Raw genomic sequence first — 16,449 nt, forward strand, 5'->3', positions numbered from 1 at the left:
TCCGATCTGCTTATCGGCTTAGGGATGGATGCGGATCAGGTCGAGGCGGATATGCAGGCCGTTTTAAGATCCTTGGTAATGAGAAACGAGTCGATTTCCGATGAGGAATTTTTCTATATTTTAAACTCGTTCCCCGATTATGAGCAATTCGGCAGGCAGGTTATCGAATTTAAAATTACGCTCGAGGGAACAAAAAGCTGGCGCAAAGTTCGCCTTCCGGCACTTCTCAATTTAACGGAGCTGGCCTGTGCGGCGATCGCCGCCTTTCATGGAATGGGCGGACATTTATTTACGCTCAAGTTGAAGAATAAACAATATTCTCCATCTGAATTTGAGCTGGGGGATTATGAAGATTCCAGCCGGGTTTCGCTTTGCCATCTGGAACTCAAAGAAAAATCGAAGATCCAGATTGACTATGATCTGGGTGAAGGCTGGAGCTTTAACTGTGTGGTCACCAAGGTTATAAATGAGGGTGAGCCTCTGTCAGAGCCGGAGCTGATCAGCGGGAAAGGCTATAATTTGTGGGAAGATAACCGCGAGTATCTGGAGTACTTGATACAAGATCCAAAAATTAAAGTGCAGGATTGGGAAGGCCGTTACCGTCAGGTCGGAAAGATTGCGAAGGAAGAAGGCATTACTCAGTTTGACATGGATGACCGCGAGGAATTTCCGCTGGAGATGCATCTTCTCCAGGAGCTTTACGAGCAGGCCTATAAAGCTTAAATCAGGGCGTTTTTGCGGGAAATTTTGAAAAAGGGGTTGACTCTGAAAAAAGAGTGAACTATAATCAGGTACATAAACAAAGGCTTTGAAAAGAATAGTAACTCCGATGGAAACTTGACAGAGAGCCCGGGCGCTGAAAAAGGGCAGTGAAAATCGTTGTGAAAATGGTCTTGGAGCTGCATACCGAGGGAAACTTAGGCTATGACGGATTCACCCGTTAACGTGATACGGTATAACGTTATTCAACGCGTACCGGAAGAGGCAGAACGTGAAAGCGGACTGCGAATTAAGGTGGTAACACGGGAAATCAACTCTCGTCCTTGTTGGGGACGGGAGTTTTTATTTTAAGGAAGGAAGAGGAACATGATAGAACTGGTCGGAGTCAATAAAACCTTTACGACGAAGGACCTGAACGTTGAGGCGTGCAAGGATGTTAACCTGAAAATCGAAGACGGGGATATCTTCGGCATCATCGGATTTTCCGGCGCAGGGAAATCGACGCTGGTCCGCTGCATCAACCTGCTGGAGCGGCCGACCTCCGGCAAGGTGCTGATCGACGGTGTCGATATCACCCAGCTGAAGGAAGCAGAGCTGCGCAAGATCCGCAAGAAGATCGGAATGATCTTCCAGCATTTCAATCTGATGCGTTCGCGTACGGTTTATCAGAATATCGCTTATCCGTTAAAAGGAAGCAAGCTCACTAAAGCCCAGATTGACAAAAAGGTCAAGGATCTGCTGGAACTGGTCGGGCTGAGCGAGAAGCTGAACGCTTACCCCTCGGAGCTGTCCGGCGGACAGAAGCAGCGTGTCGCGATCGCGCGGGCGCTGGCTAACGATCCGAAAGTGCTGCTGTGCGACGAGGCGACCAGCGCGCTTGATCCGCAGACAACCTCCAGCATTCTCAAGCTGCTGAAGGAAGTCAATCAGAAGCTGGGCATCACGATCGTCCTGATCACGCACGAAATGGCAGTCATCAAGGAAATCTGTAATCGCGTTGCGGTTATGGAGCTGGGCAAGGTCGTCGAAACCGGCAACATCCTGGATATCTTCTCGCATCCGAAAGCGCAGATGACGATCGATTTCATCAATTCCACCAATCCGATCACCAAGATTTACGAGCTGATCGACAACGGTGCGGAAATCGTGCGGCTGCATAAGGGCCAGCGGTTATTGAAGCTGACGTATGGCGCTGAGGAAACCAAGGAAGCGCTGATTTCGCAGCTGTCCAAGAAATACGACGTTGTGTGCAACATTGTGTTCGGCAACGTCGAGGTGATCCAGCAGGCCGCGCTGGGCAGTCTGATCGTCATGCTGGAGGGCAGCGAAGACGCGATGCGCAAGGCGGAAGCTGAATTAAAGCATTACAACATTGAAGTGGAGGTGCTGAAATGCTGGAACAATTAATTCCCAACGTGATGGTGAAGATCCCCAAGCTGATCCAGAGCATACTGGAAACCTTCCAGATGATGGGCTGGTCGGGATCGATCTCGTTTGTGCTCGGGCTGTTCTTCGGCGTCGTGCTGATCGTCACCCGCAAGGAAGGCATCATGGAATGTCATCCGGTCTATTGGGTTCTTGATAAAATTATCAACATCCTGCGTTCGATTCCGTTTATCATCTTAGTCCCGGCGACCTTATTTCTCTCGCGGGCGATTATGGGCACGGGCATCGGCGTCAAAGGCGCGATCATCCCGCTGATCATCGGCACGGTGCCGTTCTTCTCCCGCCAGATTGAACTGGCGCTGGCGGAGGTTGACGGCGGCCTGATCGAAGCGGCGCAGGCGATGGGCGATTCGCCGTTACAAATCATCTTCCGGGTCTATCTGAAAGAGTCGATTCCTGCGATTGTCCGGGCAACCACGATCACGTTCATCTCGCTGATCGGCCTGACCGCGATGGCCGGTGTTGTCGGCGCCGGCGGGTTAGGCGATTTCGCGATCCGCTATGGACATCAGCGCAGCGAACCGGACGTCATCTGGGTCACGATCCTGATTATTTTGATTCTCGTAACGATCGCGCAGGCGATCGGCGACGTGATCATAAAGAAAACAACACATTAAGGGGGAACTGAAAATGAAAAAACTACTCTGCTGCATCCTGGCTGCGCTGGTCTTAACCGGCTGCAGCGCCGCACCGAAAGAAAACAACACGACACCGGAAGGTTCTGAGGCCCGCACCGTCAAGGTCGGCGTCATCGGCGAAAACAACGAATACTGGCAGCCAATCATTGATGAAATGGCGAAGGACAACGTCACAATCGAATTTGTCACCTTCAGCGATTACGCGATGGTCAACAAAGCCTTGGCCGCCGGCGATATCGACATCGACAGCTTCCAGCACTACGCCTACTTTGATAAGGACTGTGAAGCCAACGGCTACGACCTGACGGCGATTGGTGAAACGGTGCTGGCACCATTAAGCCTGTATTCCAAGAAGATTGCCGGCATCGACGAAATCAAAGACGGCGATAAGATTGCGATCGCTTCCGACGTAACCAACGGCGGCCGTGCGATCAAGCTGCTGGAAAGCCTGGGCTTTATCGAAGTTGATCCGGAAAAGGGTTATACCCCGTCCGTCACGGACATTACGAAATACAACGTCAACATCGAAATTATCGAAATTGAAGCGAATACGATCCCAAGCATTCTGCCGGATGTGACCGCGGGCTTCATCAACGGCACAATCGCGATCGACTCCGGTCTGTCCCCGAACAAGGATTCGATCTTCATGGAATCGGTTCAGGAAGGCTCGGATAACCCGTATATCAACATCATCGCCGCGCGTACTGCGGACAAGGACGATGCGGTTTACAAGAAGATCTGCGAGTTATTCCAGACTGACGCTGTTGCTCAGATTATTAACGATCAGTATGACGGCGCGCTGATTCCGGCTTGGAAATAAAGCAATCGACTTCAGTAAAATCAGATTCCAATTAAAATTCAATTAAAAAGGCAGTGCGCAGAAGAGTACCGCGGAACCAACTGAAAAAGCGATCGGCAGAGGGTGAAAGGCCGAAGGGAAGTCCGTGGAAAGATGATCTGCAAGCCGCGGCTGTGAGCTGGACACGTCCAGGTGAGCGGCCGACGGGTTCGCCCGTTACCGCGAACACGGTTCTTCCCTGCAGGACAGAGAACGACCGGATGAGGCTGAGTCAGCGATGGCTTGGTAAAGAAAGGTGGTAACACGGAGGCTTCCGTCCTTTTTCGAGGATGGGAGCCTTTTGTTATAAATGAGAAGGAGAAAATGAAGATGAAAACAACGTTAAAACATGTCAGTGTTCTGTTGGCCTGCGCCGGATTGATCGCCGGCTGCTCCACAAAACCGGCTGCGCAGCCGTCCGCCGCGCCGCAGGATCAAACCGGAACGGAAAAAACTGTGATCACGATCGGGGCCTCGACCTCCCCGCACGCTGAAATCCTGGAATATGCCCAGCCGTATTTGGAAGAAAAGGGCTACACGCTGAAAATCGTGGAATTCTCGGATTATGTTACGCCGAACACCGCGCTGGAACAGGGCGATCTGGACGCGAATTATTTCCAGCATGATCCTTATCTGGAGCAGTTCAATGAGGATCACGGCACGCATCTGGTCACGGCCGGGGGCATCCATTTTGAACCGTTAGGCATTTATGCCGGCAAGTCAAAAGCCTTATCCGCGATCGAACAGGGCGGCTGCAGCTTTGCCGTGCCCAACGATGGCACCAATGAAGCGCGGGCGTTGCAGCTGTTGGAAAGCCTGGGTTATATCAAGCTGAAAGACGGCGTGGGCTTAAAGGCGACGCCGGTGGATATCGTTGAGAATCCGTATAACGTCAGCATTGTAGAGATAGACGCTTCGCTGGTAGCCCAGACCAAAGACGACGTGGACTTTGCGATCGTCAACGGCAACTATGCGCTGGACGCCAAGATCACCGATCTGCTTCTGACCTCGGAACAGGCTGATTCCGAAGGCGCGAAGACGTATGCAAATATTATCGCCGTTCGCGAAGGCGAGGAAAACAGCGATAAAACAAAAGCTCTGATCGACGTTCTGACCAGCGATGAAGTCCGCGCCTATATCCGCGAGCATTACAACGGACTGGTGGTTCCCGTCGAATAAGCCATGAGCCGCCCGGCGTGTCCGGCGGCTTTTTTTCATGAGAAAGTTTTGCCAGCACCGGCAGAGAGACCCACTATGGCAATGCAATACATTTCCTTGCGCAGGCAAGAAGCGCAGGTATAACCGAACAGGCATCCGATCCAAAGGAGTTGAAAAAGACAGTAAAGTCCGGCTGCGGGTTCTTGTTCGATCCGTCATGCTGAAAAAGGCTGGCGTTTCAGCGAAAGCAGCGCATGGCGAAGCCTAAAAAGCCGAAGCGGCGGATCGAAGCGGAAGGGGAAGTGGGATGGAAGCTGGAAATTCCTTGAGAACAGGCTGTGGAGTGTGATAAACTTAGAGCAAAAGACAGGAGGAAGCTGTGCGTGGAAGAGAAACAGATACTGTCGGAAATTGAGAAACAGGAACGCCAGCTTTCAACGTACTGGCGGAATCTGCATTGGCGGGTGTGCGCGGTGCTGGCGGCGGGAACGGCTGCGGCGGAGATTCTATTGTTTTTTGTCTTGAACGCCGCGGCATTGATCAGCTGCACTGTGCCGGAATATCTGCTTCGCTATATCGCGGTTCCAACATTGATCAACGCAACGCTGGTGCTGGGCTGCCGGCGGCTGATCAATACCCGGCATTGGGAAGAAACGAAAAAGGATGGACTTGTGTCGCTGACGATGACCCTACTGTGTTTTGTCATCACGGTCATCCACGGGGCGTTCAGTTCTGTTTATATGATGTTTGTGCTGCCGACGTTGCTGACAACCTTATATGAGCGCAAGCGGCTGACGGTCGTGATTGCGGCAACGGGGATGGCGTTATGTGTTCTCAGCGCGTTTATGCCTTCCTGGGATCCGGACAAGATCGTCACCGCGTATTACTTCAGCGATATTCTGATCTGCCTGATGGTGCAGGCAGGTACGCTGGCTGCCTGTTGGGAGCTGCTGGAATTCCAGCGCCGCCGTCAACAGATCAGCCGGCGCAGGGATGCGGAGCGGATTTCGTTAGAGCGGGAAGTCAGTCATGACGCTCTGACCGGAGTCGGCAGCCGGATCGCGCTGAACCGCTGCTTTGAAGAATTGGAAACGGAGCGGGATTACACGCTCGTCTTGTTGGATCTTGATGATTTCAAACAAATCAATGATCAGCTCGGTCATCTTTCCGGCGATGAGGTGCTGCGGTACGTTGGAAAATTGTTAAATGAAACTCCGGAATTCATGCATGCCTACCGCTTTGGCGGCGATGAATTTTGTCTGGTGCTGAAGCAGCCGCAAAGCGAGGAGCCGGAAGTGATGCTGCGGCGGCTGCAGAACCAGTTCAGCCAGCGGATGATGGACTTGTTCCCGCAGTTCCCGATGACGCTCAGCCTGGGGATTCATCGCCAGCAGCCGGGCGAATCGGCGCTGCAATGCTTTCGCCACGCTGACGAAGCTTTGTATGCTGCGAAAGGGTAAGGCAAGAATCAGCTTACGGTAAAGTAAAGGAGTTTTCGATTATGGAAATGTGGGACTGCTATACCTGGGATCGGCAAAAGCTTGGCCGTCAACATCGCCGCGGGGAACCGATGGCGGAAGGCGAGTATCATCTGGTCGTGGAAATCTGGACGGTGAACCGGCAGGGGGAGCTGCTGCTGACACAGCGCCATCCTGATAAACCCCATGGATTATTGTGGGAAATGACCGGCGGTTCGGTGCTGGCTGGCGAAACAAGCCGGGAAGGCGCCTGCCGCGAACTGCGCGAGGAAGTTGGCTTGCGGTGCAGCCCGGAAGCGCTGGTCTACATCGGCACGGTCGTGAAGGGGCGTGCGATTGTCGATTTGTATCGCTGTGATCAGGAATTTGACGCGGCAAAACTGTCGCTGCAGCCGGAAGAAGTGGTCGCGACACGCAAGGTTACGCGCGGGATGTTTTTGGACATGATCGCTCAGGGCGAAGTGGTGCCGCACGTCGGGCTGCAATTCCAGTTATTTGCGGAAAAGATTCTGGATCCGAAAACTTCGAATTGACGGAATGAAACAAAATGTAAGAAAATGAAAGAAATTAAATGAGCGTCTGATTTATGACGCTTTCTTCTTACACGAATGATTGACTTTTTTTACAGGATTGTGTATCATTACTTCATTGATAAACATCGGCTTATCAATCAGTGATTTAGAATCGCCAACAACTCTTGGTGGGGCTCACTGCATTCCTGTTTGAAGGAAAGAAATTGGAATCAGAGGTTGGGGAACCGCTGATTTTTTTCTGCGATGACCTGCTCTCACGATAGCGAAAAGGAGAAAGAAAATGCGAACGATTTTACGAAATGCGAAAATCTGGCTGGGCGGCGATCAATTTGCCAGTGCCGTGCTCTTTGACTCATCTCAAATTCTGGCGGTCGGCACCGACGCTCAGGTAAAAGCCCGGTGCCAAAAGAGTGATCAGGTCATCGACGTGCAGGGCCGGCTGGTCCTGCCGGGATTGTGCGACACGCATCTGCATTGTTACAACAAGGGCTGCACGCTGCAGAACATCGACTTGCAGAATGCTGCCTCGATTGAGGAGGTTGTTGCCCTCAGCCGGGATTATATTCTGGCACATCCGGATTTCAGCGTGATCCATGGCCGAGGCTGGAATCATGATTATTTTGCGGAAGGCCGGATCTTAAACCGCACGGATCTGGATCGCATCAGCACGCGCGTGCCGGTGGTTTTGACACGGGCCTGCGGACATATTGCCTGTGTAAACACATGCGCTTTGCAGCGGCTGGGCTTCACCGGGGCGATCGTTCAGCCGCAGGACGGTCAGATCGACGTTGACGAGCAAGGCTGTCCGACCGGAATCTTCCGCGAAAACGCAATGCTGTTGTTAAAGCCGCTGGATCCGCCGCTGACGGTGGACCAGATCAAGGAGCGGTTGGCGCTGGCGTTGGACGCGGCGGCCCGGGCGGGGCTGACGACTGTGCATTCCAATGACATTACCAGTGAAAACCTGGATCTGATGCTCGAGGCTTATCGCCAGCTGCGCGCGGAAGACCGGATGCCGGTGCGGGTCGTTCTGCAGTGCACGCTGACCGATCCCGAATCATTAATGCGTTACCTGGAAATCAGGAAACAAACGCCGCCGGACGAGGTGCTGGTGTTCGGCCCGCTGAAATTGTTGACCGACGGCTCGTTGGGCGCGCGGACAGCCTGGATGCGTCAGCCGTATGCCGACGATCCATCGACACGGGGGATTGCGACGATGACCCGCGTGCAGCTGGACGCGCTGGTGTCACTGGCGCATGCCCATGGACTGCAATGCGTCTGCCATGCGATCGGCGATGCGGCGATTGAAATGGTGCTCGATACGTTTGAACACGTGAACCGGACATGTCCGGATAATCCGCTGCGGCATGGAATCGTACATTGCCAGATCACCGATTCTGCGCTGATCGACCGGTTTGCCTCCACGCATACCGCGGCGCTGGTTCAGCCGATCTTCCTTCACTATGATCAACATATCGTCGCGCAGGGGTGGGAAACGAACTGGCGCAGACTTCCTATGCCTTCCGTTCATTAGCTGAGCGCGGCGTGGCGGTTTCGTTCGGCACGGATTGTCCGGTAGAGGATCTCAATCCATTTGCGAATCTGTACTGTGCGGTTACGCGCAAGGATCTGCGCCATCCCGAAGCGAGCGGCTACCGCCCAAAGGAGGGATTCTCTCTGAAAGCGGCGCTGCGCTGCATGACTGAAACCGCAGCCTGGCAAAGCTTTGAGGAAGGCCGCAAGGGCGTAATTCAGGTCGGGGCCCTGCCGGACTTTACGATCTGCGATCAGGACTTGTTTACGCTGCCGCCGCAGAAGCTTAAGGATGTCCGCAGCTGGATGACGATCAGTCAGGGAAAAATACAGTGGCAGGCGAAATAATCCGGATCGTTTGAGATCTGTGATTTTACGCCGGCTGTGCACGATTGAAAAAACGCCGCATCACCGGTGATCCTTATAATAACGGATAAGATTACAGAAAGAAAAAGGCTCAGTTTCCAGAGGTTATGGAAGCTGAGTCTTTTGACTATGAATTATTGAGCACCGCGCGGCCCAACGCCTTCGCCACATCCTCGCATCGGTCGCAGCACTTTTCCAGCCGTTCATAAATTTCCATCCAGACCATGATTGCCAGCGGATCCTGCGGCGTGGCGAACAGTTCGTGCATCGTTTCGGCATACAGCCGGTCGCCGTTCTCCTCCAGTTCGTTAACTCTGCGGATCAGATCTTCCAGCGTCGTGGATTTTTTGAAATGCCGGAACTCTTCGAGCGCCTGCTGCAGCGTGCGGATGCACTCGATGATCAAGCCGCAGAACTGCAGCGCCGGCGGGTCGATTTGATGAATATTATACATATACAGCCGGATCACAACGTCCTCGATCGCGTCGGTCAAATCGTCGATCACATCGGACAGCTCCATGATGTCCTCACGTTCAATCGGCGGCAGAAATTCGCGGATCAGCTGATCGGTCAGCTGATGCTTCAGCGTATCCGCACTGTGTTCCACAGTATGAATTTGTGCCATCCGCTCCTTGAGCACAGCCGGGTCATACGTTTCCAGCGTTTCCTTCAACAACTCCCCAGCCCTTAACGAATGCCGGCCCATTTCCAGAAACGCGTTGAAATAATCAAATTGTTTGCCCATAAACAACTCCTTCCATTAAAAGAGAATAAAGAACAACTTCGCCATCAGAAAGCCGATCAATCCGCATCCTGGAAAGGTCAGAACCCAGGTCATTACCATTTCTCTGACGACGCCCCAGTTGACGTTGGACAGCCGCCGCGCCGCGCCGACGCCCATGATCGCCGTCGTCTTGGTGTGGGTCGTGCTGACCGGAACACCGGTTAGTGAGGAAACCAACAGGCACAGCGCCGCCGCGGTATCCGCTGCGAAGCCCTGATATTTTTCCAGACGAACCATGTCCATGCCGACGGATTTGATGATCCGGTAACCGCCGATACTGGTGCCTAAACCCATGATGGCGGAACACAGAATCATCAGCCACAGCGGGATCACGAAGGATTCGACATGCGCCTGCCCCTGGCGAGAAAGACGCCCAGCAGGAAAACACCCATGAATTTCTGGCCGTCCTGCGCTCCGTGCATGAACGCCATCGCCGCCCCGCCGCCGATCTGCGCATAGCGGAAAAACGAATTCGTGCGCCGCCGGTCCAATTTGCGGCACAGCGCTTCAACCAGCTTCACGCACAGCCAGCCCAGCGTGAAACCCAGAATTGTCGAGAGCACCAGCCCGTAAAGAACCTTGATCCATTCTGATCCATTAATCCCGCCCAAACCGCCGTGCAGGGCGATCGCCGCCCCCGACAGCCCGGCGATTAAGGCGTGGCTTTCGCTGGTCGGAATGCCATATTTCCACGCCAGCACCGCCCAGCTGACAATCGCGAACAACGCCGCACACAGCGCGATGAGCGCCTGTTGGGGATCGGAGCCGAAATCCGCGATGTTGTAAATTGTTTCGGCGACCGTAGCGTTGACCATCGTCATAAACAGCACGCCCAGAAAATTGAAGAATGCCGCCATCAGCACGGCGCTGCGGGCCGACATCGAACGGGTCGATACACAGGTTGCGATCGCATTGGGCGCGTCCGTCCAGCCGTTGACCAGAATTACGCCGATCGTTAAGATCACGGTGATCAATAACGGCAGGCTGTGGGTCAGCTGCTGCAGAAAATCAAATAACGAAATGCTCATTCTGCGCTCCTTTCTTTGTTTGGCTTCATTGTAGCATTTCTGCCGCCGGCGGAACAGGAAAACTTCGGGAGTACGACAAACAGATCAGGCTGAATGTCAACTTGAAGAAAACGCAAATTCTGCTGTTGTGTCGTCAGATCTCAATCAGATGTTCGATTTCTGCCATAATTGACAGAAAAGAAACAGTGCCGGCCGGGGATCCATGATATAATAAGGTCGAAAAATGTCAGGGGGAGAAGTATGCCAGCAACTTATACACATGCCGTTTACGGCCGTCAGGTTCTGGATCAGCTGGAGCCTGCGCTGCGTGAACGGATCATTTCACATTTAGATTGTTACAACATCGGTCTGCACGGACCGGATCTGCTTTTCTTTTATAAACCTTTAAGTCAGGCGCCAATAAAAAAACAAGGCTATGCGATGCACCATGAACCGGGCCGTCCGTTCTTTGAACACGCCCGCACCCTGATCCGTCAGAGCGTGGATCCGGAGGCGGCGCTGGCCTATATTCTGGGCTTTATCAATCACTTTGTGCTGGACAGCCTGAATCATCCGGCGATCTTTGCGTTTCAGGAAGAATCCGGGCTGAGCCACAGCGAGATCGAGTCGGAATGGGATCGGGCGCTGATGGTCGCGCAGGGCAAGGATCCGCTGCGCACCCGCTCGACGGAGCATCTGACGATTTCGCCCGCGTGCTGCCAGGTGATCGCGCCGTTCTTTGACGTCCGTCCGCGCGATATCGAACAATCGCTCAAGACGATGACCGGCTTGCTGGATCTGTTTGTCGCTCCCGGCGCGGCAAAGCGCAATTTCATTCTCGGAGTGATGGGCTTGGTCGGAGTCCGCAAGAGCGAAGGCGGCCTGATCATCAACCGCGAGCCGAATCCGCGCTGCGCTGATTTTATCCAGCAGCGAATGGCGGGGATGGACGAAGCCGCAGTGCTGTCCGTGCGTCTGATCCGCGAATACGTCGCGACGCTGAACACTCAAAAACCGCTGGATCCGTGGTATGACGAAGACTACGAGTAGAGGATGAACAATGGGGGACAACATGGAAAATAAGAAACTCACAGCCTTGGAGAAACAATGGATTTTATACGACGTCGGCAATTCCGCGTTTATTCTGTTAGTCGCGACGATTATGCCGATCTACTTCAATTCTCTCTGCCAGAGCGCGGGGATTGCGGAAGTCGATTATCTGGCGTACTGGGGTTATGCCGCTTCCGTTTCAACGCTGATCGTGGCGCTGAGCGGACCGGTGCTGGGCACGCTGGCCGATTATCAGGGCCTCAAGAAGAAAATATTCGCACTGTGCGTGATGGTCGGCGTGTGCGCGCTGGCGGCGTTGTGGATTCCGACCTCATGGCGAGTATTTTTGATTCTGTACATCGTGGCCAAGGTCGGCTATTCCGCCAGCCTGATCTTTTACGATTCGATGCTTTCGGACGTCACGACGCCCGAGCGGATGGATCGGGTGTCCTCGCATGGTTATGCGTGGGGTTATATCGGCAGCTGCATTCCGTTTGTGATCAGTCTGGTCTTTGTGCTGTTTTACGAACAGTTTTCGATGACGATCATGACGGCGATGATTCTGGCGTTTGTGATCAACGCCCTGTGGTGGCTGGGCTGCACGCTGCCGCTGTTAAAAAACTACAAGCAGAAATACTATGTTGAAGATGTGCAGAAGGATAAGCTTCGCGGCAGCTTCCGGCGGTTAGCCGATTCGTTCCGCAAAATCCGCAGACATCGGAAAATCTTTCTGTTTCTGATCGCGTTCTTCTTTTACATCGACGGCGTCTATACGATCATCGACATGGCAACCGCGTATGGCAGCGCCTTGGGATTGGATACTCAGGGCTTGTTAGTGGCGTTACTGGTAACGCAGATCGTTGCGTTTCCCAGCGCGCTGGTGTTTGCCTGGCTGGCCCGCAAGATCAACAACGCCAGATTGATCCAGCTCTGCATTTTCGCGTATACCGGCATTGCACTCTTTGCGATTCAGTTGGATAAGCAATGGGAATTCTGGGTGCTGGCGGTGTGCGTCGGCTTGTTTCAGGGCGGCATCCAGGCGCTATCACGTTCCTATTTTGCGCAGATCATCCCGCCGGAAAACGCCGGAGAATTCTTCGGCCTGTTCGACATCTGCGGCAAAGGCGCAGCCTTTCTGGGCACAGCTTTGGTCAGTCTGACAGCGCAGATCTCTGGCAGCGCCAATGGGGCGATTGCGATTCTTGCGGTGATGTTTGTCATCGGCCTGTTTTTGTTCAACCGTGCCCAACGCATGGAATAAACTGAAAACGATGGGGCAGCCCATCGTTTTATAACGTTTTATGAAGATTGTGCGGTGCGCATGGAGGACAAACCGTGGTTCTAATTTAGAAGTGGAACAGCTGGTGCAGGAAGCCGTAAGAATTTCCCAGAAGGTAGCAGATGATGAATAAAATCAGACAACTGGGGATCAGTACCAGCATCAGATTTTTCAAATTCAGCGGCCGATGTTTCGCCATCGCGTATCCCTCCTGTTCTTGTCTTTATTGTACCCCAATTCCGGCGTTTCATCCTTTAAGACTTCGTAAAGAAAAATAAAGGATTTATGAAGAAATGGGCAAACTGCGATCTTCCGGATTGTTCTGCGTATGGATGATTAACTCGAAAACAACTTCGTAAATTGTTTGAAAAGCGCGCAGATAAAGGCTTTTTCATTATTTTGAATGCCAGGACCATTGCGCCGGGAAACAGTTCATGCTATAATTCAAAAAATCAGTGAGGAAAATTTCATTGCCATAAGTGGGCGGATGAAGCGCTGAAGCAGACTGAATGGCAGCGACGCACGAAGGGCGCCGCCGCTGAAATGAGACTGATCGGATCCCTTTCGCGGATCCAAGGCGGCAACCCTGCTGTGTCATTATGAGAGACGCAAAGCTCATAGTGTGAATTGAAATGAAAGGATGTGTTTTCGTTGGACGATTTGCCCCACCCCACGGTTAAGTCAGGGCACCTGCCATCTCCGATTTGGATGAAACTGTCAAGGATCAGAATGTTCATCCGATATCATGTTATCCGATTCTGAGAGTGAAATCAGAAATAAATCAGAAGGATAAAAAAGGAGAGAGGTAAGATGAGTAATACGATGACGCTGATTGGAATTTTAGCCATTCTGGTCTTTTGCTCGAGTTTTTTCTCGGCGACTGAAACGGCGTATTCCAGTATCAATAAAATAAAATTAAAAAATATGGCTTCGGCCGGCAGCCGCAAGGCGCAGAAAGCGCTGGAGCTGGCGGACGGCTACGACCGGTTGTTATCCACGATTCTGGTCGGCAACAACGTGGTCAATATTCTGGCTTCGTCGCTGGCGACGGTTTTGTTCGTGCAGAATTTGGGCTTCGGCGACGCCGGAGTCAGTCTGTCGACCGCGGTCATGACGGTCGTGATCTTAATTTTCGGCGAGATTTCACCGAAAAGCATTGCGAAGGAAACGCCGGAGAAGTTTGCGATGGCGGTTGCGGGGGTGATCGGGTTTATCCAGACGCTCTTAACCCCGATCAACTTCCTGTTCAGCTTGTGGAAGAAGCTGCTTTCGATGTTGTTTAAAGTTGAAAACGACGATTCGATGACGCAGGAGGAACTGTTGACCATCGTTGAGGAAGCACAGAACGAAGGGGATCTGGAAGCCCATGAAAGCGACTTGATCTGCGCCGCGATTGAATTCAACGATCTGGACGTCAAGGATATCTTAACGCCGCGGGTCGACGTGGTTGCGGTCGATGTTACGGATTCGCTGGATGAGATCGAGCTGATGTTCCGCAACAACAATTTCTCGCGTCTGCCGGTCTATGAAAACTCGATCGACAATATCGTCGGAGTCATTCACGAAAAGGATTTCTACAATTTATACTACAACCACATGGGCACGTTCAAATCAATTACCCAGACGTTGTTATATACCAGTCCGCACGTCAAGATATCCACGCTGCTCAAACAGCTGCAAAGCTCCAAAACTCATATGGCGGTCGTGCTGGACGAGTACGGCGGGACCGCCGGCATCATCACGCTGGAAGATATTCTGGAAGAACTGGTCGGTGAAATTTACGATGAACACGATCAGGTCAAGGAGTATTACAAGGAACTGGATCCGAACACGTATCTGATCGAGTGCGATATGGATCTGGACGATATGTTTGAATTCTTTGGTCTGGAAGATGAGGAAGATTACGACTTTATCACCGTCAGCGGCTGGGTTATCCATGAGCTGGAACGGATTCCGAAGGTCGGCGAATCATTCACATATAAAAATCTGGTCGTCACAGTGACGCAGACTGACGCCCGTAAGGTGATCGAGGTGAAGGTCAGGGTCCTGCCGCAGGATCAGGATGAAGAAGATGACGATCACAAGCCGAAGAAACAAAACGGCATGAAGATGCTTTCGTTCTAAAATCAGGAATCAAGGAAAATGATCAACGCCGGCGGTAGCCGGCGTTTTCTTGATGGGAACGCAGTGAATCCGGATTGGGCAGAAAGGAAAACGATCCGGCCGGAAAAGGAAATTCAGCTAGAACTTGCGGTCAGGCACAAACGGGCTTAAAATGAAACCAGGAAAACAAGGAGGATCCGTTATGAAAATAATTTTGGATTTGGATACCGGCATCGACGACGCGCTGGCGCTGAGTTATGCGCTGGGCGATCCGGCAGCGGAGGTGATCGGCGTGACCTGCACCTATGGCAATGTGTTTCAAAAGCAGGCATTGGAAAATACGGAAACCTTGTTAAAAGCGCTGGGCCGAACCGATATTCCGGTCTATGCAGGACCGGTTCATCCCCTGACCCAAACCGACTTTGCGCCGACACCGATGTGCCGGGTTGTGCATGGCGAATATGGATTTGGCAAAGCGCTGATTGAACCGGATCCGGATCTTGTCCGGCCCCGGCCGGCTGTGGAATTTATTCTGGAAGCCGCCCGGCAGTATGGAGCGGAACTGACGCTGTTGACGGCCGGTCCTCTGACGACGCTGGCGGAGGTGCTGCGCCGGGATCCGGAATTCAAAAACCGGATTGGCCGGGTTGTCTGCATGGCCGGGGCGCTGACGGTGGCCGGAAATGAAACACCGTTTGCGGAAGCCAATGTGCGTGTCGATCCGGAAGCGGCGGCCGAGGTTTTTGCCAGCGGGCTGCCGTTGGTGCTGGTGGGACTGGACGTGACGCTGAAGACGCTGTATGATCAGGCGCATATTGATCATCTGCGCGCCTTGAAGACGCCGGCTTCGGAATTAATCGGCGGGCTGATGCAGTTTTATCTCGACTATTACAAAACTGATAAGCGCCGTCTGGCCGGCTGTCCGCTCCACGATCCGCTGGCCGCAGCCGCCGCGCTGCATCCGGATCTGATGACAACGCTGCCGGTCAACCTCAAGGTCGAGCTGGAAGAGGCCGCCGGACGGGGCCGGACCGTCGCTGATCTGACGCGGCTCAACGACTCACAGAAGGATCATCAGATGGCGATCGACGTTGACGTTCTGCGCTTTCTGGAGCTGTTTACCCACGCGTTGGAACGATCTTTGGGAAATCGTTAATCCGGAATTGGAAACGTGGTGTGAGATCGAAAGGAAGTAAACTTTGAGTTTCTTTGTATTGAATGTAAATGAAATGAAAGTGATGAAATTCTGCCTTTATCACTTTCATTTTTTGTAAAATTTTGTATAATGAACCTATTGAAAGAAATGAGGGTGAACTATGATTTGTATTAAAAATGGATGGGTGCACGACGCGGTTCATGAAGAACCGTATATTGCGGACATCTTGGCAGACAAGGGCAAAATCACGGCGATCGGTCGAAATCTGATCGTGCCGCAGGATTGCGAGATCGTCGACGCGACGGATAAAAATGTTTATCCAGGCTTTGTCGAGGCGCATTGCCATATCGGCCTGGATGG

At 52.7% G+C, this 16,449-nt stretch carries 17 protein-coding genes, 1 pseudogene and 1 other annotated feature; of the genes and pseudogenes, 14 read left to right on the forward strand and 4 right to left on the reverse strand.

Annotation, left to right across the window (positions count from 1 at the left end):
- Nucleotides 1-24: 24 nt before the first annotated feature.
- From AC5OW4_RS10645 to AC5OW4_RS10685, 9 genes are all read left to right on the forward strand, one after another.
- A complete protein-coding gene (locus AC5OW4_RS10645) occupies nt 25-723 on the forward strand; it encodes an IS1096 element passenger TnpR family protein (RefSeq protein ID WP_195548217.1) in 699 nt (232 codons plus the stop codon).
- 76 nt (nt 724-799) lie between these two features.
- Nucleotides 800-1,048, forward strand: a binding site (T-box leader).
- Nucleotides 1,049-1,086: 38 nt separating this feature from the next.
- Nucleotides 1,087-2,127, forward strand: coding sequence for a methionine ABC transporter ATP-binding protein (locus tag AC5OW4_RS10650; protein WP_039864305.1), 1,041 nt, complete (start codon nt 1,087-1,089; stop codon nt 2,125-2,127).
- A complete protein-coding gene (locus AC5OW4_RS10655) occupies nt 2,112-2,783 on the forward strand; it encodes a methionine ABC transporter permease (RefSeq protein WP_072684215.1) in 672 nt (223 codons plus the stop codon). The genes AC5OW4_RS10650 and AC5OW4_RS10655 overlap by 16 nt, the downstream gene beginning before the upstream one ends.
- Nucleotides 2,784-2,796: 13 nt before the next feature.
- Complete coding sequence (locus AC5OW4_RS10660; RefSeq protein ID WP_006058988.1) at nt 2,797-3,624, forward strand: MetQ/NlpA family ABC transporter substrate-binding protein; 828 nt, start codon at nt 2,797-2,799, stop codon at nt 3,622-3,624.
- A gap of 348 nt (nt 3,625-3,972) precedes the next feature.
- Nucleotides 3,973-4,821 (forward strand): MetQ/NlpA family ABC transporter substrate-binding protein, encoded by an 849-nt coding sequence (locus AC5OW4_RS10665; protein WP_229100732.1) that lies wholly within the window; start codon nt 3,973-3,975, stop codon nt 4,819-4,821.
- A 362-nt stretch (nt 4,822-5,183) separates the two neighbouring features.
- The gene (locus tag AC5OW4_RS10670) at nt 5,184-6,260 is read left to right on the forward strand and encodes a GGDEF domain-containing protein (protein WP_072684217.1); all 1,077 of its coding nucleotides are present in this window, start codon (nt 5,184-5,186) and stop codon (nt 6,258-6,260) included.
- 41 nt (nt 6,261-6,301) lie between these two features.
- A complete protein-coding gene (locus AC5OW4_RS10675; protein WP_072684218.1) occupies nt 6,302-6,811 on the forward strand; it encodes an NUDIX hydrolase in 510 nt (169 codons plus the stop codon).
- A gap of 280 nt (nt 6,812-7,091) precedes the next feature.
- Nucleotides 7,092-8,345 carry an amidohydrolase gene (locus AC5OW4_RS10680; protein WP_493676943.1) on the forward strand — a complete coding sequence of 418 codons (1,254 nt, stop codon included), beginning with the start codon at nt 7,092-7,094 and terminating at the stop codon, nt 8,343-8,345.
- Entirely contained in the window at nt 8,300-8,692 is a 393-nt protein-coding gene (locus tag AC5OW4_RS10685; protein ID WP_493676945.1) for an amidohydrolase family protein, read from the forward strand. The genes AC5OW4_RS10680 and AC5OW4_RS10685 overlap by 46 nt, the downstream gene beginning before the upstream one ends.
- 145 nt (nt 8,693-8,837) lie before the next feature.
- Here the strand turns inward: AC5OW4_RS10685 and AC5OW4_RS10690 are convergent, their stop codons facing one another.
- From AC5OW4_RS10690 to AC5OW4_RS10700, 3 genes are read right to left on the reverse strand one after another with little or no spacing between them, the layout of a single operon-like run.
- Entirely contained in the window at nt 8,838-9,455 is a 618-nt protein-coding gene (locus tag AC5OW4_RS10690) for a DUF47 domain-containing protein (RefSeq protein ID WP_072684220.1), read from the reverse strand.
- Between the two features lie 15 nt (nt 9,456-9,470).
- On the reverse strand, nt 9,471-9,827 hold the full coding sequence (locus AC5OW4_RS10695) for an inorganic phosphate transporter (protein ID WP_295769845.1): 357 nt from the start codon (nt 9,825-9,827) through the stop codon (nt 9,471-9,473).
- Complete coding sequence (locus AC5OW4_RS10700) at nt 9,824-10,522, reverse strand: inorganic phosphate transporter (RefSeq protein ID WP_200798779.1); 699 nt, start codon at nt 10,520-10,522, stop codon at nt 9,824-9,826. The genes AC5OW4_RS10695 and AC5OW4_RS10700 overlap by 4 nt, the downstream gene beginning before the upstream one ends.
- A gap of 240 nt (nt 10,523-10,762) precedes the next feature.
- Between AC5OW4_RS10700 and AC5OW4_RS10705 the strand changes: the two genes are divergently transcribed.
- Together AC5OW4_RS10705 and AC5OW4_RS10710 are read left to right on the forward strand one after the other, a co-directional pair.
- Complete coding sequence (locus AC5OW4_RS10705; RefSeq protein ID WP_072684221.1) at nt 10,763-11,551, forward strand: zinc dependent phospholipase C family protein; 789 nt, start codon at nt 10,763-10,765, stop codon at nt 11,549-11,551.
- A 22-nt stretch (nt 11,552-11,573) separates the two neighbouring features.
- Entirely contained in the window at nt 11,574-12,812 is a 1,239-nt protein-coding gene (locus AC5OW4_RS10710; protein WP_072684557.1) for an MFS transporter, read from the forward strand.
- Nucleotides 12,813-12,897: 85 nt separating this feature from the next.
- Here the strand turns inward: AC5OW4_RS10710 and AC5OW4_RS10715 are convergent, their stop codons facing one another.
- On the reverse strand, nt 12,898-13,029 hold the full coding sequence (locus tag AC5OW4_RS10715; protein ID WP_255370395.1) for a hypothetical protein: 132 nt from the start codon (nt 13,027-13,029) through the stop codon (nt 12,898-12,900).
- Between the two features lie 611 nt (nt 13,030-13,640).
- On the opposite strand from AC5OW4_RS10715, the gene AC5OW4_RS10720 reads away from it, so the two are divergent.
- The 3 genes and pseudogenes from AC5OW4_RS10720 to AC5OW4_RS10730 form a co-directional block, all read left to right on the forward strand.
- A complete protein-coding gene (locus AC5OW4_RS10720) occupies nt 13,641-14,954 on the forward strand; it encodes an HlyC/CorC family transporter (protein WP_072684222.1) in 1,314 nt (437 codons plus the stop codon).
- Between the two features lie 181 nt (nt 14,955-15,135).
- Nucleotides 15,136-16,089: a nucleoside hydrolase gene (locus tag AC5OW4_RS10725; RefSeq protein WP_159432776.1), complete on the forward strand. Its 954-nt coding sequence runs from the start codon at nt 15,136-15,138 to the stop codon at nt 16,087-16,089.
- A 160-nt stretch (nt 16,090-16,249) separates the two neighbouring features.
- Nucleotides 16,250-16,449, forward strand: a pseudogene (locus tag AC5OW4_RS10730) (amidohydrolase); the annotation flags it as partial.

The organism is Holdemania sp., from assembly GCF_986127675.1.